Origin of the sequence: Erwinia pyrifoliae DSM 12163, assembly GCF_000026985.1 — a bacterium.
GTDB classification, from domain to species: Bacteria; Pseudomonadota; Gammaproteobacteria; order Enterobacterales; family Enterobacteriaceae; genus Erwinia; species Erwinia pyrifoliae.
The window spans coordinates 3,626,453-3,649,069 of sequence record NC_017390.1; the positions used below are offsets into that span (position 1 = coordinate 3,626,453).

20 protein-coding genes and 1 riboswitch are annotated in these 22,617 nt (G+C 53.8%); of the genes, 4 read left to right on the forward strand and 16 right to left on the reverse strand.

Annotated features, from left to right (window positions below; all coding sequences use genetic code 11):
* Positions 1-34: 34 nt before the first annotated feature.
* Positions 35-1,450 (reverse strand): replicative DNA helicase, encoded by a 1,416-nt coding sequence (gene dnaB / locus EPYR_RS16455; protein WP_014539604.1) that lies wholly within the window; start codon positions 1,448-1,450, stop codon positions 35-37.
* Between the two features lie 100 nt (positions 1,451-1,550).
* On the opposite strand from dnaB, the gene EPYR_RS16460 reads away from it, so the two are divergent.
* On the forward strand, positions 1,551-2,531 hold the full coding sequence (locus EPYR_RS16460) for a quinone oxidoreductase (RefSeq protein WP_014539605.1): 981 nt from the start codon (positions 1,551-1,553) through the stop codon (positions 2,529-2,531).
* A gap of 226 nt (positions 2,532-2,757) precedes the next feature.
* Here the strand turns inward: EPYR_RS16460 and pspG are convergent, their stop codons facing one another.
* The 3 genes from pspG to EPYR_RS16475 form a co-directional block, all read right to left on the reverse strand.
* A complete protein-coding gene (pspG, locus tag EPYR_RS16465; RefSeq protein WP_015899080.1) occupies positions 2,758-2,991 on the reverse strand; it encodes an envelope stress response protein PspG in 234 nt (77 codons plus the stop codon).
* Between the two features lie 155 nt (positions 2,992-3,146).
* Positions 3,147-4,142, reverse strand: a complete 996-nt coding sequence (dusA, locus tag EPYR_RS16470) for a tRNA dihydrouridine(20/20a) synthase DusA (RefSeq protein ID WP_015899081.1) — start codon at positions 4,140-4,142, stop codon at positions 3,147-3,149.
* A gap of 117 nt (positions 4,143-4,259) precedes the next feature.
* The gene (locus tag EPYR_RS16475; RefSeq protein ID WP_014539609.1) at positions 4,260-5,492 is read right to left on the reverse strand and encodes a conjugal transfer protein TraF; all 1,233 of its coding nucleotides are present in this window, start codon (positions 5,490-5,492) and stop codon (positions 4,260-4,262) included.
* A 474-nt stretch (positions 5,493-5,966) separates the two neighbouring features.
* Between EPYR_RS16475 and zur the strand changes: the two genes are divergently transcribed.
* On the forward strand, positions 5,967-6,476 hold the full coding sequence (zur, locus tag EPYR_RS16480) for a zinc uptake transcriptional repressor Zur (protein ID WP_014539611.1): 510 nt from the start codon (positions 5,967-5,969) through the stop codon (positions 6,474-6,476).
* A gap of 75 nt (positions 6,477-6,551) precedes the next feature.
* On the opposite strand, the gene EPYR_RS16485 is transcribed toward zur, so the two are convergent.
* The 4 genes from EPYR_RS16485 to EPYR_RS16500 form a co-directional block, all read right to left on the reverse strand.
* On the reverse strand, positions 6,552-6,761 hold the full coding sequence (locus tag EPYR_RS16485) for a CsbD family protein (protein WP_015899082.1): 210 nt from the start codon (positions 6,759-6,761) through the stop codon (positions 6,552-6,554).
* A 214-nt stretch (positions 6,762-6,975) separates the two neighbouring features.
* Complete coding sequence (gene dinF, locus EPYR_RS16490) at positions 6,976-8,298, reverse strand: MATE family efflux transporter DinF (protein WP_015899083.1); 1,323 nt, start codon at positions 8,296-8,298, stop codon at positions 6,976-6,978.
* Between the two features lie 182 nt (positions 8,299-8,480).
* Positions 8,481-9,089, reverse strand: coding sequence for a transcriptional repressor LexA (gene lexA, locus EPYR_RS16495; RefSeq protein ID WP_014539614.1), 609 nt, complete (start codon positions 9,087-9,089; stop codon positions 8,481-8,483).
* Between the two features lie 110 nt (positions 9,090-9,199).
* Positions 9,200-9,565 (reverse strand): diacylglycerol kinase, encoded by a 366-nt coding sequence (locus tag EPYR_RS16500; RefSeq protein WP_015899084.1) that lies wholly within the window; start codon positions 9,563-9,565, stop codon positions 9,200-9,202.
* Between the two features lie 127 nt (positions 9,566-9,692).
* On the opposite strand from EPYR_RS16500, the gene plsB reads away from it, so the two are divergent.
* Complete coding sequence (gene plsB, locus EPYR_RS16505; protein WP_014539617.1) at positions 9,693-12,116, forward strand: glycerol-3-phosphate 1-O-acyltransferase PlsB; 2,424 nt, start codon at positions 9,693-9,695, stop codon at positions 12,114-12,116.
* 95 nt (positions 12,117-12,211) lie between these two features.
* Here plsB and ubiA read toward each other — a convergent pair whose 3' ends face one another.
* The 8 genes from ubiA to pgi all read right to left on the reverse strand — a co-directional run bounded on the left by ubiA (position 12,212) and on the right by pgi (position 20,545).
* Positions 12,212-13,078: a 4-hydroxybenzoate octaprenyltransferase gene (gene ubiA, locus EPYR_RS16510; protein WP_014542571.1), complete on the reverse strand. Its 867-nt coding sequence runs from the start codon at positions 13,076-13,078 to the stop codon at positions 12,212-12,214.
* A gap of 1 nt (position 13,079) precedes the next feature.
* A complete protein-coding gene (gene ubiC, locus EPYR_RS16515; RefSeq protein WP_014539619.1) occupies positions 13,080-13,604 on the reverse strand; it encodes a chorismate lyase in 525 nt (174 codons plus the stop codon).
* Between the two features lie 138 nt (positions 13,605-13,742).
* The gene (gene psiE / locus EPYR_RS16520) at positions 13,743-14,159 is read right to left on the reverse strand and encodes a phosphate-starvation-inducible protein PsiE (protein WP_015899086.1); all 417 of its coding nucleotides are present in this window, start codon (positions 14,157-14,159) and stop codon (positions 13,743-13,745) included.
* 229 nt (positions 14,160-14,388) lie between these two features.
* Complete coding sequence (locus EPYR_RS16525; protein WP_014539621.1) at positions 14,389-16,482, reverse strand: YjbH domain-containing protein; 2,094 nt, start codon at positions 16,480-16,482, stop codon at positions 14,389-14,391.
* Complete coding sequence (locus EPYR_RS16530; protein ID WP_014539622.1) at positions 16,482-17,237, reverse strand: capsule biosynthesis GfcC D2 domain-containing protein; 756 nt, start codon at positions 17,235-17,237, stop codon at positions 16,482-16,484. The genes EPYR_RS16525 and EPYR_RS16530 overlap by 1 nt, the downstream gene beginning before the upstream one ends.
* Positions 17,237-17,884: a YjbF family lipoprotein gene (locus EPYR_RS16535; protein WP_014539623.1), complete on the reverse strand. Its 648-nt coding sequence runs from the start codon at positions 17,882-17,884 to the stop codon at positions 17,237-17,239. The genes EPYR_RS16530 and EPYR_RS16535 overlap by 1 nt, the downstream gene beginning before the upstream one ends.
* A 77-nt stretch (positions 17,885-17,961) precedes the next feature.
* The gene (locus EPYR_RS16540) at positions 17,962-18,228 is read right to left on the reverse strand and encodes a membrane protein (RefSeq protein WP_015899087.1); all 267 of its coding nucleotides are present in this window, start codon (positions 18,226-18,228) and stop codon (positions 17,962-17,964) included.
* Between the two features lie 673 nt (positions 18,229-18,901).
* Positions 18,902-20,545: a glucose-6-phosphate isomerase gene (pgi, locus tag EPYR_RS16545; protein ID WP_014539625.1), complete on the reverse strand. Its 1,644-nt coding sequence runs from the start codon at positions 20,543-20,545 to the stop codon at positions 18,902-18,904.
* A 373-nt stretch (positions 20,546-20,918) separates the two neighbouring features.
* Positions 20,919-21,108, forward strand: a riboswitch (Lysine riboswitch).
* Between the two features lie 93 nt (positions 21,109-21,201).
* On the opposite strand from pgi, the gene lysC reads away from it, so the two are divergent.
* Positions 21,202-22,554, forward strand: a complete 1,353-nt coding sequence (gene lysC, locus EPYR_RS16550) for a lysine-sensitive aspartokinase 3 (protein ID WP_014539626.1) — start codon at positions 21,202-21,204, stop codon at positions 22,552-22,554.
* Positions 22,555-22,617: the final 63 nt, after the last annotated feature.

Below are 22,617 nucleotides of genomic sequence, written 5' to 3' on the forward strand. Positions count from 1 at the left end.
GCCTTGTCAAGTTGGCAGACCCGCGCAAACGGATTTATTCGTCGTCGTACTGTGGCCCGGCGTAATTATCAAAGCGCGAATGCTGGCCGTTGAAAGTCAGGCGCACGGTGCCGATTGGGCCGTTACGCTGCTTACCGAGGATGATCTCCGCCACGCCTTTCAAATCGCTGTTCTCGTGGTAAACCTCATCACGATAGATAAACATGATTAGGTCAGCATCCTGCTCGATGGAGCCGGACTCACGCAGGTCGGAGTTGACCGGGCGCTTATCGGCACGTTGTTCCAGCGAGCGGTTAAGCTGCGACAGCGCCACCACCGGCACCTGTAGCTCTTTGGCCAGCGCTTTCAGCGAGCGCGAGATCTCGGCGATTTCCAGCGTACGGTTATCAGACAGAGCAGGAACGCGCATCAGCTGCAGGTAGTCGATCATTATCAGGCTCAGCCCACCGTGTTCACGGAAAATGCGGCGCGCGCGCGAACGCACATCGGTCGGCGTCAGGCCGGAAGAGTCATCGATAAACATGTTCTTCTTCTCCAGCAGAATACCCATGGTGCTGGAGATACGCGCCCAGTCCTCATCGTCAAGCTGGCCGGTACGGATGCGGGTCTGGTCAACGCGTGACAGCGATGCCAGCATACGCATCATCAGCTGCTCGCCGGGCATCTCAAGGCTGAAAATTAGCACCGGTTTTTGCTGCAACATCGCCGCGTTTTCGCACAGGTTCATGGCGAAGGTGGTTTTCCCCATCGACGGGCGGGCGGCGACGATAATCAGATCCGAACGCTGCAGACCAGCGGTTTTCTTATTCAAATCCCCATAGCCGGTATCCACCCCGGTAACGCCGTCGTGCGGCGTCTGATACAGCGATTCGATACGCGCGATAGTGGCTTCGAGGATCTGATCGACGCTTTTCGGCCCTTCATCTTTATTAGCGCGGTTTTCAGCAATCTGGAATACGCGCGATTCAGCAAGATCGAGCAGATCTTCGCTGCTGCGCCCCTGCGGATCGTAGCCGGCATCGGCGATCTCGTTTGCTACGGCGATCATCTCACGCACGACCGCACGTTCACGCACGATATCCGCATAAGCGCCGATGTTAGCCGCGCTTGGCGTATTTTTTGATAACTCGGCCAGGTAGGCGAAACCGCCAACCATGCTCAGTTCGCCTTTGGTTTCCATCGATTCGGACAGGGTGATCAGGTCGATCGGCTTACTCTGTTCCAGCAGGCGCTGCATTTCCGCAAAGATCATCCGGTGCGGGCGGCTGAAGAAGTCCTTCGCCACTACGCGCTCCGAGACGTTATCCCAGCGTTCGTTATCCAGCATTAAACCGCCCAACACCGACTGTTCTGCTTCCAGCGAATGCGGTGGCAGCTTGAGACCTTCCATCTGACGGTCACGCGGCTCGCGGTTTTCGTAGGATTTGTTGGTGGGTTTATTTCCTGCCATAGTGATGTGATACCAAAAATCTTGTGGGGGGGACGCGCAAGTATACCTGTTTGCAGGGCTGGCGTCCTCCTTCTCATTACGGCTAATCCGAGGAGTGAAGGTGGCAAAACGTATACAAATCAGTCAGCACGGCGCGCCCGAAGTGATGCAGCTGGTGAGTTTCGATCCCGTCGATCCGGCCCCCGGTGAAGTGCAGGTCGGGAATAAAGCGATTGGCATCAACTACATCGATACCTACGTGCGCAGCGGGCTGTACCCGACGACGTTGCCTGCCGGATTGGGAACAGAGGCGGCCGGCGTAGTGATGCGCGTCGGCGCGGGCGTTAGCGCAGTGAAACCCGGTGACCGCGTGGTGTACGCCCAGTCGCCGCTCGGGGCTTACAGCGAGGTGCACAACGTGCCGGTGGATAAGCTGGCATTGCTGCCGGATGCCATTTCATTCGAGCAGGCGGCGGCCTCATTCCTTAAGGGGCTGACGGTGCACTATCTGTTGCGTCAAACCTATGTGGTGAAGCCGGATGAGGTGTTCCTGTTTCATGCGGCGGCCGGTGGCGTCGGCCTGATTGCCTGCCAGTGGGCAAAGGCGCTCGGCGCGCATCTGATTGGCACGGTTGGCTCGGCAGAGAAAGCCCGGCTGGCTGAAAATGCCGGAGCCTGGGCTACCATCAACTACCGCGAAGAAAACATTGCCGGACGCGTCAGTGCGCTGACCCGAGGCAAAAAGCTGCGCGTGGTGTATGACTCGGTGGGAAAAGACACCTGGGAAGCCTCGCTCAATTGCCTGCAACGGCGCGGGTTGATGGTCAGCTTCGGCAACTCATCCGGCCCGGTGACCGGCATCAATCTCGGCATACTTAATCAAAAAGGGTCGCTGTACGTTACCCGCCCGTCGTTGAACGGCTATATCACCCATCGCGAAGCGCTCACGCATGCCAGCAATGAGCTGTTCTCATTGATAGCCAGCGGAGCAATAAAGGTAGAAGTCCCTGCTGAACAGCAATTTGCGCTGGCGGATGCGCAACGGGCGCATCAGGTTCTGGAAGGTCGCGGCACCCTGGGTTCCAGCCTGCTGATCCCGTAAGCCACAAATAGTCAGGGCCTCCCGAAGGAGACCCTGTTGCCTTTCTTTTTATTGTTCGCACGAGTTGTAGGGTCAGCGGCGATAAAGTCGTTTTGCTTTAGCGAAAATATCCTGCCAGAAATCATAAGTAAAAAGTATGTTTCATTGCGCAATGGCATCAGGCAATTTTCCATGATGTGATCCAGCCGGCATAATGCCGACGAAAAGTAGCGACAACCCATTGATATTACGGGAATAACCCCTCTTTATCGCGAACGCGCGGTTTAACAAAAGCGCGATAGAGCCAGACAGCCACCACCGCCAGCACCAGCCAGGGCAACAATTTTACAACTATTGCAAACAGCCCGCCGATAAACGTCACCAGGGTTGCAACCAGCAACGCCGCCATAATGCCCAGCAGCGAGATGCCGGTCAGTAACAGCGCCGTAAAGAAACCAACGACAAACAGGATCTCGAACATGATCTTACGCTCCAAAATAAAGGACTCTGCAAGGATTATTACAAGAAACGTGCCAGCAATACGGAAAATTAACTTATTGAAAAACAAGGAAGGAGTTCACCAGGGACGCAACAACTCTGGTGAATTTCATCATTAAGTGGTTAATTTTTGACGATTCAACTTTCGGCGGGAACCTTTTCTGCCACCATCGACAGCGCTTTCTCGACAACTTCGATACCTGCACCCGCCTTATGGGCATTTTCGCTCAGATATCGACGCCACTGACGCGCGCCGGGGATCCCCTGGAACAGGCCGAGCATATGCCGGGTGACGTGGCCTAAATAAGTGCCGTTAGCCAGCTCGCGTTCAATATAAGGGTACATCGAACGCACTACCGCTATCGGATCGGCAGCAGGCGATGTACAGCCAAACAGTTCGCGGTCGACCTGCGCCAGCAGACCCGGGTTTTGATAAGCTTCACGCCCCATCATCACGCCGTCCAGATACTGTAAATGGATTTTCGCCTCCGCCAGGGACTTCACGCCGCCATTAATCGACAAAGTCAGATGCGGGAAGTCGCGCTTGAGCTGATAAACGCGCGGGTAGTCAAGGGGGGGGATCTCACGGTTCTCTTTCGGGCTGAGGCCGGAAAGCCAGGCTTTGCGGGCGTGGATAATAAACACCTCACAGCCGCCCTGCTCTGATACCGTGTGGATAAAGTCGCAGAGAAACTCGTAGCTGTCCTGGTCATCAATGCCAATACGGGTTTTCACCGTTACCGGTACTGACACCACGTCGCGCATCGCTTTAATGCCGTCCGCAACCAGCTGTGCTTCCCCCATCAGGCAGGCACCAAACCGGCCGTTCTGGACACGGTCTGACGGGCAGCCAACGTTGAGGTTAATTTCCTGATAGCCGCGCTGTTCAGCCAGTTTGGCACAATGCGCCAGCGCAGCAGGATCGCTGCCACCCAGCTGGAGAGCGACGGGATGCTCTTCGCTACTGAATGCCAGATAGTCGCCTTTGCCATGAATAATGGCCCCGGTGGTCACCATTTCGCTATACAACAGCGTTTGCTGCGTCAACTGACGATGAAAGTAACGGCAGTGGCGGTCGGTCCAGTCGAGCATCGGTGCGATGGAGAAGCGGTGGGCAGGTAATTTTTCGGTCATCAAAAGCGCTAACTCTGTATCAGAAAAGGTGTGACGATATTGTGCTCAATGATAACACGGCGTGAAGCGCGGATATAGCGCAGGGTGGGGATCGCCTCCACCCTGCAACGGCAGTGATTAGAAAGTAAAGTTCAGCTGCGCGACTGCACCCCAAGTGTTGTCTTTACCCACCATCCCGGCGAGGTCAAGATGCACCTTATTATAAGGTGATATCCCGACACCGCCGGTAAACACGTTAGTGTCATTTGACTTCATATCGGCACGGTAGCCGCCGCGCAATTGCAGCCAGTCCAGCAGACGATATTCGGCACCGATGCTCGCGTACTGGCTGTCCTGCTGGATTTTGAAGCGCTTGGTAGGAGTGATATCAACATCAAGCGCGGTAGTCAGACGCTCGGTGTGGAAGGATACGCCAGAAGTCACCAGCGGGCGGATCTGATAAGTGTCCTGATAGCCGTTCACTTCTTTAGTGTCGATATCGCGCGAAATCAGGTTCTGTCCGCTCAGGCCCAGCGTCCAGTTATCACCCAAATCGGTCGCTGCACCCACGTCAAGGTTAAAACCGGTATCGGTGTTTTTATATTTGCCGTCGGTGAGATCTGATTTTTTAAAGCTATAAACCGAAGCGCTGTAGTTGTACAAGGTGGTTTTTTGTAGCTTCGGCGTAACACCTAATGAAAACGGATGGCCGCCAATATCGAACTCATGCGCCACGGCAACACCAACATCGTAGACAATTGCCGCACGACCCAGGGCGGTGGAGGTCAGCTGGTCATCAAAAGACGGGAATAACGTCGCGTCTGCGATCCCTTGTAACAAGTCGATATCATGTTGGGTGACATTACTGGTGCCATAGGCGGTGCCGTAAGCTTTAGTGACGAAGGCAAAGGGTAGCGTGTCGTCAGGGATCGTGACGGCGAGAGCCGCACCGGCCTGACCCCAGGCATTTTCACCACGGATGTCGCGCAGTCGGTTAGCCAAATCGCCGCTGGCTGCGCGCAGGCGGGGAATATCTTCAAAAGTGATGTTATCCAGCATGGCCTTGTAGCGTTCGACGGTATCCGAAAGGTCATCGACCTTATCAACCAGTTTGTCTTTATCGCTGAGCTGCGCACCGGCCGCCGGCAGAATAATACTGACTGTGTCCTGTGGCTGAGCTTTGACGATCAACGCGGGGTTAGCCAGAACCGCCGATCCATAGGTGGAAGAAGCTACGCCAGTTCCACCCATTGCATCGTTGCGGGCATCAAAATAATTACCGGCAGCCAGCGCACCCAACGGGGCTAATAAGAGTGCAGGCAATGCTACAGAGGGTTGAAACGTGGATAATACTCTGAATTTATTTGTCATTTTCCCTTAACTCGACCTAGAAATGAAAATGCGAATGCTAAAAAGTGCGCAGTGCTCTTATCCCTTTATAATGGACGTAGAGTCTGCATTTCATTGCTGTGAATTCAGTGAAGATAAGGGGGCTGATTAGTTTATTGTCTCTTTATAGATCTGCTATAAAGCTTACCGTTACGCTTCAGGTACGGGTTTTAGTATCGATTATTTTCAGCCTCTGCTCAAAGGATAATCAAGATAGTTAAGTGATGTAAATATATTTTATCGTTTCAGATGATTTAAAATGCTAAAAACAGTAGGGAATTAGCATTAAAAGTCAATATTTTCATAATGTTAAATTAAAAAACCCGTCGAAATATAATCTTCAGAATAATTACTTAAGAGGCAACTAAAAATGGCCTTAACGGTGGCAAACTCGGCGTTTTGTACCAGACGTGATAAAATAACATTCTGATTCACGCATGATGAGAAACAACAAACATGACCAGTGTTGAAAAAATTCTGACGCAGGCAGAAATCTTCTGTCAACAACGCGGCGTGCGGCTGACGCCACAACGTCTCGAAGTTTTGCGCCTGATGAGTAAGCATAACGGAGCGATTAGCGCTTACGATTTACTGGATTTATTGCGTGCTTCTGAGCCACAGGCAAAACCTCCAACCATCTATCGCGCACTGGACTTTCTGCTGGAGCAAGGCTTCATTCATCGTGTTGAATCGACTAATAGCTACGTGGTCTGTCACCATTTCGAGCAGCCTTCACACACCTCGGCGATGCTGATATGCGATCGTTGCGGTCTGGTTACGGAGCAGCGGGCAGATGGCGTGGAGGATATATTGAAATCGCTGGCTCTGACGTCAGGTTTTGCCCTTGGACACAGCGTGATTGAAGCGCATGGTTTTTGTCGGCAGTGCGGAGAAATAGAGGCCTGTACTCATCAGGATGCCTGCCATCACGACCACAGCGTGCAAAGTAAGAAACGCGGGCGGTAAACGCGTATTAGTAGCTGTGTTGGCCTGAATTGGGTGGCACTGTCCTTGTGCCAGGCCAGAAGCTTTGCCCGCTAATTACCAGCGATGATCGTGACGAGTTTCCCAGTCGCTTAACTCTTTCTCGGCCTGTTCTTTCTGATAGCCATAGCGTTCCTGAATCTTACCGACCAGCTGATCGCGTTTGCCTTCAACAACCGTCAGATCATCATCGGTCAGCTTACCCCACTGCTCTTTAACTTTACCTTTAAACTGTTTCCAGTTACCGCCGGCTTCGTGTTTATTCATAATATGCATCCTCTACCTTGGGTTAAAACAGCTATTTAGCTTCATAGTTCGGCTTATAACCAGATTAATATCTGGTAAAGAACCTGACACAGAGACAATGGTAGTAGAGAAATAGCACTGCGGAAGTCAACCCGCTGGTTATCGGTCGGAATAATATAAAAAATAGTTCTAAATCAGAATGATATAAGGCACCCAGGCTGAGTAATAAATTTTGTCAACGAACAAACCAGCTGCCGTTACGCCAGTGCCTCCGCCATATCACCCACAGCGTAATACCACGCAGCAGCAGAAATACGGTTACGGCCAGCCACAGGCCATGATTGCCCAACCACGGCATGCTAAGCAGCGTCAGGGCAAAACCCAGCGCGGCGACCGCCATACCATTACGCATTTCTCTGGCGCGTGTAGCACCGATAAACATGCCGTCCAGCAAATAACAGCCAACGCCTGCTAACGGTATCAGTACCTGCCACCACAGGTAGCGATCCGCCAACTGGCGCAGCGGTTCCAGTGACGTCAGCAGGACTACAATCTGCGATCCGCACATGGCATAGATTAGCGAGAAAGCCAGCGCTACCAGCAGCGCCTGCCGACAGGCAGAGCGCCATACGGTGAGTAACTGCTTACTATCACCAGCCCCGAAAGCTTCCCCGGAGCAGGCCTCGACCGCATAGGCAAAGCCATCAAGGGCATAAGCGGTGAAGGTAAGGAACATCAGCAGCACCGCATTGACCGCCACCACGTCATTCCCTAAGCGTGCGCCAAGGAGAGTCAGGGTGGCAAAGCAGATTTGCAGCAATAACGAACGCAGCATAATATCGCGATTCAGTCGCAGCAGGCGCGTCAGATCCCCACGCCATGCCTTAAGCATCAGACGCAGCGACAGCCCGCGCAGCACCATTACCCGCCTGACCAGCAGCAGCCCGACGATCAGACTGATATACTCGGCAATGGCCGTAGCTGCGCCCGCTCCCTGCACGCCACATTTAAGGCCAACCACAAACCACAGGACCAGCAGGATATTCACCAGGTTGCCAACGACCATCAGGATCACCGGCGCACGAGCATATTGCACGCCCAGCAGCCAGCCAAGCAGCACCAGGTTTACCAGTGTGGCAGGTGCGCTGAGCCAGCGCACCTGCATAAATAGTGCCGCCTGATGCAGGACCTGCTGGCTGCCGCCGGTCAGTTTCAGTGCCAGATGGATAAGCGGCGTTTTCAGGGCGATAAACAGCCCTCCCGCCAGCAGAGCCAGCAGAAGTGGCTGCATTAACGCCCTGCCCAGCGCGAGTTTGTCGTTAGCCCCAAACGCCTGCGCCGTAAGCCCGGTGGTACTCATGCGTAAAAAAAGCAGCAGCATAAACAGGAAGCTGGTCACCGTGGTGCCAATCGCCACGCCGCCGAGATAAGCAGCGCTGTCAAGATGGCCAATGACAGCGGTATCTACCAGCCCCAGCAGCGGGACGGTGATATTGGAGAGGATCATGGGCAGCGCCAGCCGCCAGAGATGTTTGTCAGCAGGAGATAATAAACGCATTAACACCTTTGTGTGCCGGCAGCAGGTGGTACGTTAGCCGCCCTCTTCTCCCCGCATCGCTTATGCTGGCGGGCGCGTTGGCTAATCGCCCTGCTGCAACTCGCATTATCTTGAGTAAAATGGCTGCTTCGGGGAGCTACGCGCCGTGGGTACAGCGCGCAATATTCGGTAAAGGACGACGTTTAAAGCCAGTTTCCGTTGCGGATGACGCCAACTGCCAGCCCTTCAATGGTCAGCGTTTGCTGACGCAGGTCGACCACAATCGGCTGGAACGCCGGATTTTCTGGCAGTAGCTCCACCATATTTCCATTTTTTTTCAGCCGCTTAACGGTAACTTCATCATCGATGCGTGCCACAACAACCTGACCATTGCGCACATCTTCCGTTTTATGCACCGCCAGCAGATCACCATCCATAATACCGATATTTTTCATTGACATACCGCTAACACGCAGCAGGAAATCGGCACCTGGTTTAAACAAGCCCGGGTCAACCTGATAGTGCCCTTCGATATGCTGTTCTGCCAGCAGCGGCTCACCGGCTGCTACCCGGCCAATCAATGGAAGCCCGACCTCTTCTTCCATCATCAGGCGGATACCGCGTGAAGCACCAGAGACAATCTCAATTACGCCTTTACGCGCCAGTGCTTTAAGGTGCTCTTCAGCCGCATTTGGAGAGCGGAAACCGAGCTGCGCGGCTATTTCTGCCCGAGTCGGGGGCATACCGGTTTGATTAATGTGGTCGCGAATCAGGTCATAAACCTGCTGCTGCCTTGCCGTTAGTGCTTTCATTCCGCCCCCCTGGTTGTTTATACAGTCGACTGTGAGTATATACAGGTATTTCTGTATTGAAAACCTAAAGCTGGGCTAAATTCAATTTGTTGAGTTTTCTGAGTGACTCATCACAAAAGCGGCAGCAGCAGCATGATCCAAACTAAGACGGCCAACAAAATCGTTATCAATACGGCGGCGGAACCCATGTCTTTTGCCCGGCCGGCGAGGGGATGGATTTCATGACCAATACGGTCTACGACCGCTTCGATGGCGCTATTCAGGATCTCGACGATGATCACCATCACGACGGAGCCTATCAGCAGCACACGAGTTATCGCGTCGACATTAAGAAAACCAGCAATAACAATGGCGATAATCGCTGCCGCAGCTTCCTGGCGAAAGGCCGCTTCATGCCGCCATGCGCCGCGCAGACCTTTCCAGGAATACCCGGCAGCCTTAATAATTCGCATCAATCCGGTAGCGTTATTTGCCATAATGAGATAGTCCTTTAAGAAGTTGAATGTCATTCACTGGATGTTCTGGTTTTGTAACATCACAGATTCCGCTGGCACTTTCTGGTATGCTTGCGTCGCTTTGCTAACAAGAGGCTTTATTTTATCTATGTCAGGTTGGCGTAATTTATATTATAACTTATTGAATTTACCGGTTAAATTACTGGTAAAAAGTAAAGCAATTCCGGCCGAGCCGGTTGCTGAACTCGGGCTTGATACGTCGCGCCCTATTATGTACGTACTGCCTTATGATTCAAAGGCCGATCTCCTTGCGCTGCGCGATCAGTGTCGCAAACAGGACTTGCCCGATCCGCTGGAACCGCTGGATATCGATGGCAATTTGCTGCCACGCCACGTCTTTATCCATGATGGCCCGCGCGTATTCCCCTATTTCGTCCCGAATCTGGAGTCGGTTAAGCTGTTCCATGACTATCTGGATTTGCACCGCAACCATCCGGAACTTGATGTCCAGATGGTGCCCGTCTCGGTGATGTTTGGACGCGCCCCAGGCCGCGAGGTGCAGGGCGACGATCAGCCGCATCTGCGCGTGCTGAACGGCATCCAGAAATTCTTTGCCGTATTGTGGTTAGGCCGTGACAGTTTTGTGCGTTTCTCACCGATGGTGTCGCTGCGCCACATGGCAACAGAACACGGCACCGACAAAATTATCGCCCAGAAGCTGGCCCGCGTTGCGCGCATGCACTTTGCCCGCCAGCGTTTGGCGGCAGTCGGGCCACGCCTGCCGGTACGTCAGGATCTGTTCAATAAACTGTTACAGTCCAAGGCCATCGCTAAAGCGGTAGAGGATGAGGCGCGCAGCAAGAAGATCTCCCACGAGAAAGCGCAACAGAATGCGATAGAACTGATGGAGGAGGTCGCTGCCGACTTCTCTTACGAGGCGATTCGCCTCACAGACCGCATCATGGGCTGGACCTGGAGCAAACTCTACCAGGGCATTAACGTTAACGGCGGCGAGCGCGTGCGCCAGCTGGCGCAGGACGGGCACGAAATTGTGTATGTGCCGTGCCACCGCAGCCATATGGATTATCTGCTGCTCTCTTACGTGCTGTATCACCAGGGTCTGGTACCGCCGCATATTGCCGCCGGGATTAACCTGAATTTCTGGCCAGCCGGGCCGATCTTCCGTCGCCTGGGCGCGTTCTTTATTCGCCGCACCTTTAAGGGCAACAAACTTTATGCGACGGTGTTCCGTGAATACCTCGGCGAACTGTTCACCCGTGGTTATTCGGTTGAGTATTTCGTGGAAGGTGGGCGCTCACGTACTGGCCGTTTGCTCGATCCCAAAACGGGTACGCTGTCGATGACCATTCAGGCGATGCTGCGCGGCGGCAATCGCCCCATCACCCTGGTGCCGATCTACATCGGGTACGAACATGTGATGGAAGTAGGAACCTACGCCAAAGAGCTGCGCGGAGCGACCAAAGAGAAAGAGGGCTTTATGTCGATGGTACGCGGACTGCGCAAGCTGCGTAACCTCGGCCAGGGTTACGTTAACTTTGGTGAGCCGCTACCGCTGGTCAGCTACCTCAACCAGCAGGTGCCAGAGTGGCGTGAGGCCATCGATCCGATTGAATCCCAGCGCCCGGCATGGTTAACCCCGGCGGTTAATGATATTGCGCAGCAGGTCATGGTACGGATTAATAACGCCGGGGCGGCGAATGCCATGAACCTGTGTGTTACCGCGCTGCTGGCTTCACGTCAGCGCTCCATGACCCGTGAACAGCTCACCGGGCAGCTTGACTGCTACGTACAGTTGTTACGTAACGTGCCGTACTCTCCTGACTCCACCGTGCCAGCCCTGGCGCCTGAGGCACTGCTTGAGCACGCGCTCGGCATGAATAAGTTTGAGCTGGAGCAGGACAGCATTGGTGAAATCGTCATTCTGCCGCGCGAGCAGGCGGTGCTGATGACCTATTATCGCAATAACATTCACCATATGCTGGTCATGCCGTCGCTGATCGCCGCCATTCTGATGCAGCACCGCGAAGTGAGCCGCAGCGAACTGCTGCGCCAGGCAGGCGTGATTTATCCTATGCTCAAAAGCGAACTGTTCCTGCGTTGGCAGGAGCAAGAGCTGCCTGACTTGCTGGACGCATTAGTGGCTGAAATGGCTCGCCAGGGGCTGCTGATAGCGGAAGATAGCCGTCTGCGTCTGAGCGCCGCGCGTTTCCACACCCTGCAATTGCTGGCCGCCGGCGTACGCGAAACCCTGCAACGCTACGCCATTACTTTCTCAATCCTCAGTGCCGATCCGACGATTAACCGTGGCACGCTGGAGAAAGAAAGTCGCACTATGGCGCAGCGCCTGTCGGTGCTGCACGGTATTAACGCCCCGGAGTTCTTCGACAAAGCGGTATTCACCTCTCTGGTGTTAACCCTGCGTGATGAAGGCTATATCAGCGATTCCGGCGATGCTCAGATTGAGCGTACCGGGCAGGTTTACCAGCTGCTGGCTGACCTGATAACACAGGATGTGAGAATGACCATTGAGAGTGCGGTCGGGCACGAGTGATGTGGTGTGGCGGTCGCGCCGGGCAAAACGGTGCGACCCGATGCATCAGAGCCGCTGGTTTTCCAGCGGCTCTTTTTATTATCCAATGCTGATTATTATCCGATGCTGAGCGCCACGCCGATAAACAGCAGCAACCCTACCCAGTTGTTGTTCAGAAAAGCCTTGAAGCACAGCTCGCGCTGACGCCGGGCGATCAGCTTTTGCTGATAGATAAACAGCGCGCCCGCAGCCAGAACCGTGCCGTAAAAGACCCCGTTCAGCCCCATCCGCCAGCCAACCAACGTCAGCAGAAGCAATGTCGCCAACTGCAACATGCCAATAATCAGTTTGTCATAACGGCCAAACAGGATTGCGGTAGATTTCACGCCGATTTTCACATCGTCATCGCGGTCAACCATCGCGTATTGCGTATCGTAAGCCACCGTCCAGCAAATATTCGCCAGGAACAGCAGCCAGCAGCTTAGCGGCACGCTTTCGCTCACCGCCGCCCACGCCATCGGGATCGCCCAGCCAAACGCCGCCCCCAGCACCACCTGTGGCAGATGGGTGTAACGCTTCATAAACGGGTACATCCAGGCCAAACCCAGCCCGCCCAGCGACAGCCAGATGGTCATGCTGTTCATCGTCATTACCAACGCGAAGGAGACAAGCACCAGCCCGGCAAACAGCAGCTTCGCCTCGCGCGCTGTCACCGCGCCGCTTGGCAACGGCCGCTCACGGGTGCGCTTAACGTGTCCGTCAATTTTGCGGTCGGCAAAATCATTGACGACACAGCCCGCCGCACGCATAAAGAAGACGCCCAGCACAAAGACCGACAGCACCTTGAGCGGTGGGACCTGCATCCCCGCCAGCCACAGCGCCCATAATGTGGGCCATAGCAGCAGCAATGAACCAATAGGTTTATCGATGCGCATCAGACGGCAGTAAGCCGAGAACCGACTCATTTGCACGCTTCTCTCCATGCTACAGCGCCCCTTTTGCCAGGCTTCCATACAGCGGGGAAGCGGGTAAAAACAGTTCGGTGAGTAACAGCGGCTTTCCCGACAGGCGTAAACGCGAGCGTCGCGCCCACAGACCTGCGCTCTGGCCAACGTCGATGAAGTCACGGGTTAAGGCTGAGGAAGCAAAAAGATAACGCCCCAGCGGTACGGTGCCCAACTGCTGTAACTTCTGCTCCGGGCCAATCAGCGTTGACTCAGGCACCAGCGTCCGCGCCACCAGCCACGGCACCCCGTCGGCACACAGCTCAATCTCACGCAGCCAGTAACGGCTTTCTGCCGGCAGCAGAACAACCTCTTGCGCGATTTCCTGTGGGCTGACAAACCCCTCACGTAACAGATTAACCGTGACTAACTGACAGTGGCCTTCAAACCGCCGGGTCATGGAGTCGACTTCCAGCAGCCAGTCAAGCAGAGGGGCGGTCAGCAAGGGTGATGAGTCGGGGAGCCATTCGATCGCGCGTAATAGCGACAGCGCGTTCTCCGCCATAGCACTTCTCCGTAAAAATTTCGGTGCGCCAGTGTAACGCAGACCCTGCCAGCAAACCTATCAATGCGTGGCAGATTTTTGCCGCGTTGAGCCTGCCACAGCCCACGCGGCTGGGCTGGAGCAGGCGTTGGCCAGCAGTTATTCGCGCTTCAGGCTATTGGTGTTCGCCAGCCACAGGGTGATGACTAAGATCAGGATCGCTATCGAGTAGGCCAGGGTATCAAACGGGTTTTTATGATCGACGATGATCAGGCGAATAATTGCGGTAATACCGATATAAACGAAATAGCGCAGCGGGAAGTGATAACCCGACTGGAAGTACTTGATGATTAGGGCAATGAACTCGAAATAGAGAAAATAGATGACGATGCCATCAATCAGTAGATAGGACGAGGTTTGTTCTCCGGTATTCAGCAACACATTGCCGAGATGCATGGTCTCTTTGCCGAGGAAGATAATCAAAATACAGGCAAGAACAATCAGGCCAGCGTTTAACACCATTTGCAGGGCAAATGCTAAGCGAATGGCCGGAGTATTGCGCACAGGGGAAGTCATGTTACACCTCAAAAAGTCATTGTCGCCGTCGGGGTTCACGACGGCGACAATATGCTTTAACGTGATGCAGATCACAAGACATCCCGGCAACAGTGATGCTGCCGTTTCCCGGTAAAACGGCTTAACGGCGCAGCAAAGCATGAAGCACATGGACACGCCAATATACGCCCGATCGCGGCTGCTGGCGGGCAGGCATCTTGCGCATCTTGCCCAAAGCAAGCCCTGCGAATTATCGGTAGCTGGCGTCGCGATCGCTGGTCATATTATACAGCGGGTATTTACGTCCCAACATCTGACCACCATCACGCGTCAGCGGCGTCCAGTTAATCTGCGCACGATCCCGTATTGGTGTAACGCTGAACACATCCAGCGGCACGGAAATATAGAAACCTTTGGTAAAGTCCCCTTCGCCGTACTCTTGCGCCGAGACGTTGGTTTTAGTGGCATAAGCCCCAACGATAATCCCACTGTCAAAGCGTTTCGACACGTCCAGCGTAACGCCTTTATCCTCGGCCAGATATTGGCCAACGCTGGCTTTTACCAGCACGTTACGCATAAACCACGGCTGCCAGTAACCGGTGATATTGCCCACCTTTGCCGTATAGTCGGTGAACTGCATCATATTGTTCCAGTCGCGCTGCCTGACATAGTTCGCATCCACCCCAACCGCCCAGCTGACATCCAGCGGGCGATACAGCACTTCGCCCCCGACACCACCGAACATCGTTTCCAGATAGCCACCGTAGAGCTGGCCGTAGAACCCGTTCCCCAGCTCATGCATGTAGTTAATCTGCAGGTTACTCACATACACGTTATTTTCAACGTAATCACGAATGTGGGTGCGCACCCGTGGCAGCGTCGAATCCTTCGGCGCGCCGTCGTAGCTAAATTTGTCGTAGTTATTGGACAGGTTGCCGAACAGGCTGCCATCCAGCAGCAGATGATCTGTTAGCCAGAAGCTGGCGTTGGCCATCACGCCAACCTGGTACAGATAAAAACTTTCCGGCCCCCCTACCGACTGGTCAAGAACCGGTGAGAGGTCGTAGTCCAGGCGCTCGTCACTGATGTGGAATCCCTGCTCAACATGCCCCGGCGCAATCGGGTTAACTCGCTGCTGCTGTAATGTTTCTTCCTTCCCGAGTGGATAACCCGCCAGCTGACGTTGCAGGCTGGCGACATCGGTTTGCGTGGTGACCTGCGGCATATTGCTACGCGTCTGGGTCACGCGTAGCGTATCGATACCGGCCGGCAGATGATTCGCCATAATCACATTGGCACGATCCACGCCGAGCTGGGTATTACGGTATTTAGCCTGTTCTCCGGTGACATACAGGGTACTGCCGTCCACCTGCACATTCGGCGCATCCAGCCCGGCGTTATACTTCAGCTGGTTTAGCTGTTCTGCGGTCACGGTCGGATCGAGGAAGCGTTCCTGCGGCTGCGGGTTATAGGACGGTTTGATGCTATCAATCTGATTTTGATGCAGATCGTTAAAATTGGTGCGTAGGGTAAAGCCGGCCATCAAGGTGTTACCACGCTCGTAGCTGACGTTGACATCTGCCCAGTCGGTCAGACGGTAAATGGCTCCCACGTTAACCTTGCTGTTCTGCTTAAGTTTCCCGGCAAAGTCATCCTGATAATCATTGCCTTCATACTCCACCTTCAGGCGTAGCGGCTGCCACGGTGTCTGATATTCCATCCCGCCAAAAAACGCCGTTGGCCCTTTAAACATCTCGCTGGCGCTTAACGAACCGGCAGTACCGCCGCCATTAGCGCGATAGCAATATTTATGACCTATCGAACAGAACGGATTTTTCACCGTACCGCTGTTGCCGAGATAACCCCAGCCAAAACCGAGGGTGAAATCAAACGGCCCCCAGGCTTTGCTGGCCACCAGATACTCACTGTCAAACAGCCCGGTACCGCCCAGATCGCGCGATCCCACGGAGACCTGCGGTAGCCAGTAATCCTCTTCCCATAGCCGCAGCTTAAGGTCAAAAGCTTTATCTTTGTAGGTTTGGCTGCCGGAGAAACTGGAATCCGCGCTGTACTCGCGGGTTTTGACATCGGTATAGCGAATAGTGGCTTCCAGCCACGGGAAAAGCTGCATCGAAGATGAGTAAAAAAGATACTGATCGTTATAGCGATAGTTAACGCTGAACTCACCGTCTTGCGCCATGCGCGCACTGGGCACTTGCAACAAACCCACCCCGCCGAAGTCAGACTGTGACGGGCCAATCGGGTCGGGATAGATATCTGCCCGAGCCTGGCAGGCACAGGCAACGGAAAGCGACAGCAGGCTGAGGAGATAACGTTTTTTCATCAGTCAGGGATCCGGTGCGTCAGGACAGAAACGATCTGCGAGTTGAGATCGGCGTAGGCGCGCGGTAGCGTCCAGGCGGAGAAGCCAATAAACAAAGTACTGCCCGCCTGTGGCTCGACATGGCGGCGGTTCCAGTACGCCACCGGGATCTCCGTGACTTCGCCGCCGGGGGAAATCAGCAGCGCGGTGCTACGTTCGGCCCCGCTCATGCGTGGATGTGCATCGAGATACTCCACCGCTGAACGTCCCGCCGCCCACGGCGTTTTTCCCGTTTTTTCAATGACGCCAGCCAGAGTTATCGAGGTCGGCTCATTCAGCGTATAGACGCTGTACTCACCCTGCAGCCAACGATTGTCCTGCGGCCTTAACCGCACCCAGTCCGGATCCAGATTAACGATTTGACGCCCGGTAACCTTTAGCACGGCGATCTGCTGACGGACGTTATCCACTGCTACTGCCTGTGTGTCATCACCTTCATTACGCAGCCGATCGCGCCACGTCTGTAAGCGCGCCAAAAGTTGCTGCTGCTGTTGGATCGCAACCGCCGTCGCCCGCTTTTCGGCGATCGTCGTGCCTGGCCACCAGGTTTTTTCCGCCAGCGCAGGGTTGGTAACCAACTGTTGCAGATCCGCCATATGATTGACCACCAGAGGCTGGTTCTGTCCAGGATAAAAAATGTTGACCTGGCTGTCCGCACGGGCCTGCAGCGTAAGCGCTGCTACTATCCCGGCGAGTAATGTTAAGGTTTTTTTCATCATATTGCCGGCTTCAGGATAGTGACGTCGATGGAGAGAGAGTCTGCTCCCAGTATTTGCTGTGACTGACGTATCTGCCCGCTGGAGGCATCTACCCAGAACCTATTAAGCCAGGATGCACCATTTTTAGCCAGCGCGACCTCTTCCTGCCAGACGTGGCATGCAACCGACCGACCGGCAAGTTGCAGCACCGCGTCTTGCCCACGAGTAAAGCGCGACGTCGCCGTATCGGCTCGCGCCTTGCCGTTTTCCGTCCAGCTAAGAGTACGGCTCCAGTTCGCCCCTTCGCTAAGATGCAGCGCATCACGCAGCGGGTCATGCTGCAGGTTGCTAACCTCATTGAGGTTATCCGCCAATCCCAGGGTTTTCACCAGTCTGCCATGCTCAGTGACCAGCATCGCTTTATCACGCGTTATCCACTTCTGTTGGCCGTTCTCGTTGTAGCCCAGCACCACAAAAAGCTGCTGTCCGCCGTTTATTCGCAGATATATACTGGCGTACGGCAGGTGGTTTATCTGTTCGTTAGTTAACCGGATGTCATCTGCGCCGACCAGGGCCAACCGCAGGGTTTCACCCATTCCTTTTTGAGTTTGGTTACAGGCCTGAAGCAACAGGCAAAGCAGCATCAGCAGTGGTAGGTTTCGCAACGAGGGATCCTTGAAAAAAAGAGAGCAAAGCTAAAAAATAACCACACAAACGTGTGGTTATGATTAGTTTTAGGTACTTAGGGCGTCGTGGCTACAGTTGTATTGATTGCGGTATTGGAACCACTATTTCTGCCGCCAGTCGAGGCTACGGCAATACCGGCCAAAGCGCCGACCACACCAATACCCACGGCAGTGGTGGCACCGGCCGATATGGCACCGGCTTCGGCACCGGCTGAACCACCATTTGAACCACCAGTGGGCGCTCCCGCTGGCTCGGCGCCGATGGCGCCAGAAGCGCCCGCTAAATACATTATGGCTGCAGCAGCCCATAAGCCTTTTTTCATTACATTTTCCCTTCAATAAATGAATGGATGCCAGGACCGGGATGATTTCTGGCATCACCAGTATGTAAAATTAATGGTGAGAAAGCAGCGGAGGGTTCCCGTCATTACGCGAAGTATATCGTCTGTTTATAAAAGCCAAAAAAAAGATAAAAATTAGATTAATAACCTATATTTTAGGTTTTAGTTAAAATATATGCTCAAACAACCAATAATAATTAGAATTAAATTCCGAATAATCATTACGGCGAGTTCTGAATCACATCACGTTGGTAAACCGCTTCATTTGCAGAAAAAAATCTATTTTTCATCAAGATAAATGGATCACTACCTTTTTTTGTCGTCGTTATCAGCTTGAAATTTTAGGAATTTCCCACTTGAAAAATGCACTTTTTACGACTCTTTTAGGAAAAAACTTAGGCTATTTACCCACGTTTTAGCCCCGTACGGCATAACGATTTCCACTTCAAACACCAGAAAAAGCCAGCTCAACGCGGCGACGATGGAAATTTAGCCTATTGTCAACCAGCATCAGCAATCACCCGATACAAATATCGCTCCCCGCCATGAAGCACAGGGTTTTGCCGCACACCTGATAAAAAGCCCCAGGATATGGAGGCTAAGGCCGTAACGGGGCCAGCAGAAAAGCGGCCCCCCAGGTTTAACGCATCAACAATTAACGCCAGACTTTATAACGGTTAATCAGCCCGTTAGTCGAACTGTCATGGCTGCTGACTTCTGACGCACCAGACAGCTCAGGCAGAATGCGGCTGGCCAGTTGTTTACCCAGTTCAACGCCCCATTGATCAAAGCTGAAGATGTTGAGTATTGCGCCCTGAGTGAAGATCTTGTGCTCATACAGCGCAACCAGCGCACCAAGGGTGTACGGAGTGATATCGCGCAGCAGGATCGAGTTGGTAGGACGATTACCCTCAAATACCTTGTAAGGCACGATGTGTTCGACTGATTTTGCGTCCTTGCCGGCATCGGCAAACTCTTGTTCCACCACCTCTCGCGATTTACCAAACGCCAGCGCTTCAGTCTGGGCAAAGAAGTTCGACAGCAGCTTGCTGTGGTGGTCGCTCAGCTTATTATGCGACACCGCCGGGGCGATAAAGTCACAAGGTACCAGCTTGGTGCCCTGATGGATCAGCTGGTAAAACGCATGCTGTCCGTTAGTACCCGGCTCTCCCCAGATGATTGGGCCAGTCTGGTAAGAAACCGCATTGCCGGCACGATCGACGTACTTACCATTAGACTCCATATTGCCCTGCTGGAAATAGGCAGCAAAACGGTGCATATACTGGTCGTATGGCAGGATCGCTTCAGTTTCTGCACCAAAGAAGTTGTTGTACCAGATACCGATCAGCGCCAGCAGTATCGGCAGGTTTTTTTCTTCTGGCGTATCCGCGAAGTGGCGATCCATAGCATGTGCACCGTCCAGCAGTTTCTCAAAGTTTTCGAAACCGATAGAAAGCACGATAGACAGGCCAATCGCTGACCACATCGAGTAACGGCCACCCACCCAGTCCCAGAATTCAAACATATTGTCGGTATCAATTCCAAACTCACTCACCGCCTTACCGTTAGTCGATAATGCGGCAAAGTGCTTCGCCACATCCTGCGGTTGGCCAGAGGTCAGGAACCATTCACGCGCGCTATGGGCATTGGTCATGGTTTCCTGGGTGGTGAACGTTTTTGAGGCGACGAGGAACAGTGTGGTTTCCGGGCTTAGCATTTTCAACGTTTCAGCAATATGGGTGCCGTCGACGTTGGAAACGAAATGCATTTTAAGATGGTTCTTATACGGACGCAGCGCTTCTGTCACCATAAACGGACCCAGATCGGAACCACCAATACCTATATTCACCACATCGGTGATGGCCTTTCCGGTAAAACCTTTCCATTCGCCGCTAATAATGCGTTCGGAGAAGGCTTTCATCTTCGCCAGTACCGCGTTCACCTCTGGCATCACATCTTTGCCGTCAACGACGATTGGCGTATTACTGCGGTTACGCAGCGCGACATGCAGCACCGCGCGGTCTTCGGTACGGTTGATCTTCTCACCGGAAAACATCGACTTAATCGCGCTCTGTAAGTCAGTCTCTTTCGCCAGCGCCTGCAATTTTTCCAGCGTTTCACGGGTAATGCGGTTTTTTGAGAAATCCACCAGCATCCGATCGTTGAACGTGGCGGAGAAAGCAGCAAACCGGTTGGCATCCGTGGCGAAAAGGTCAGCAATATGGACATCTTTCATCTGTTCAAAATGCTGCTGCAGCGCCTTCCAGGCTGCGGTTTTAGTCGGATTGATATTTTTCATAGCAACATACTCTTTTTAATTAAGAATCATCATTCAGGCCGGACGATATGTTACCCGCTACGGGATATTGACTCTCCTTTTCCTGCAACAGGTGACGGCTATCGTCCCATAAGATGGGTATTCAGCCGGTGAGGGCAGCTCGACTCAGGCTTTGAGTATGACTATTAATACGCTGATATGACAAAAAATTATAGCCTAAACAGTTCTGATAAAAGTTGGCGCTTTCGATCTGCATGGTCATTTTCAGACCAAAAATTATTAGCGCAGATGATACCAAAGGGGATTAAATAAAAATGCACACTCGACAGGCGACAGGCGTTGACAGCAGAGCCATAACCCGATATTTGTATGCCGCAACTTGCGCATCCGTGCGCAAGCCAGAAGAGGCGCGTCGCCCAGGCAGTGTGTTGGAGGAACCGAATCCATCGATAACACATCAGGGGGAGCGACGCCGAGGTATCAACCACGCGGTGTGGGGCGTATCGACCGCAGGGGCTGAATCCTCTGGGTTGTCACCAGCAACGTCCGGTAGTCGGGCGGCAAGGTGGGGCGCTTCTGGGTGACTCGTAGTGGTTTCTTCTACGGCTTCCCCCGGTTATGTCCTTTCCTTGTGCCAAGCTGATGTAATAAATCCTGACACGAAGGTAGTCATCGTAATGTCTCAAAATCTGATCGTGGCGAAATTTGGCGGCACCAGCGTTGCCGACTATACCGCTATGAACCGCAGTGCCGATGTGGTGTTGTCTAACCCCGACGTGCGTCTGGTGGTTCTCTCCGCGTCGGCGGGCGTGACCAATCTGCTGGTTGCGCTGGCTGAAGGGCAGCAGCAGGAACAGCGCACTGCCCTGCTGGATGAAATCCGCCAAATTCAATACGCGATTATCAACCCGCTTAACCATCCGGGCGTTATCCGTGAGGAAATCGACCGCATACTGGAAAATCTCAGCGCGCTGTCTGATGCCGCCGCACTGGCGACTTCGACTGCGCTGACCGATGAGCTGGTCGGCCACGGTGAGCTAATGTCCACCCTGCTGTTTGTTGAAGTCCTGCGCCAGCGCGACGTGGCTGCCGAGTGGTTTGATGTACGTAAAGTCATGCTTACCAATGACCGTTTTGGCCGCGCCGAGCCGGAATCCGCAGCCCTGCAGGACCTGGTCAACAGCCAGCTGAAGCCCCGCACTGACGAAGCCTTAATCGTCACCCAAGGCTTTATCGGTAGCGAAGCGCAAGGCCGTACCACTACGCTGGGCCGTGGCGGCAGTGACTATACCGCCGCACTGCTGGGGGAGGCGCTACACGCCACCCGCATTGATATCTGGACCGATGTACCGGGTATTTACACCACCGACCCACGCGTGGTCCCTTCTGCCAAACGTATTGACGAGATCACCTTTGAAGAAGCCGCTGAAATGGCGACCTTCGGTGCCAAGGTGTTGCATCCGGCCACTCTGTTGCCTGCCGTGCGCAGCGATATCCCGGTGTTTGTCGGCTCCAGTAAAAATCCGTCGGCTGGGGGAACAATGGTATGCAATGAAACCCGTAACCCACCGCTGTTCCGCGCTCTGGCGCTGCGCCGCAAGCAGACGTTACTGACGCTGCACAGCCTGAATATGCTGCACGCACACGGCTTCCTTGCTGAAGTATTTAATATCCTTGCACGTCACCGTATCTCCGTAGACCTGATTACCACTTCTGAAGTGAGCGTGGCACTGACGTTGGATACCACCGGTTCGACCTCGACCGGCGACAGTCTGCTGACTCAGGCGCTACTGACAGAGTTGTCCTCCCTGTGTCGGGTGGAAGTGGAAGAGAACCTGGCGCTGGTGGCGATTATTGGTAATCAACTCTCCAGGGCCTGTGGTGTCGGCAAAGAAGTGTTCGGCGTGCTGGAGCCGTTTAATCTGCGCATGATCTGTTACGGCGCAAGCAGCTATAACCTCTGCTTCCTGGTGCCAGGTAATGATGCCGAGAAAATCGTGCAGACGCTGCACCGTAATATCTTTGAATGATACTGAAACCGGGCCTTGCCCGGTTTTCTTCGCCGCACAGTCAGTGAATGTAACGGTGGCCGG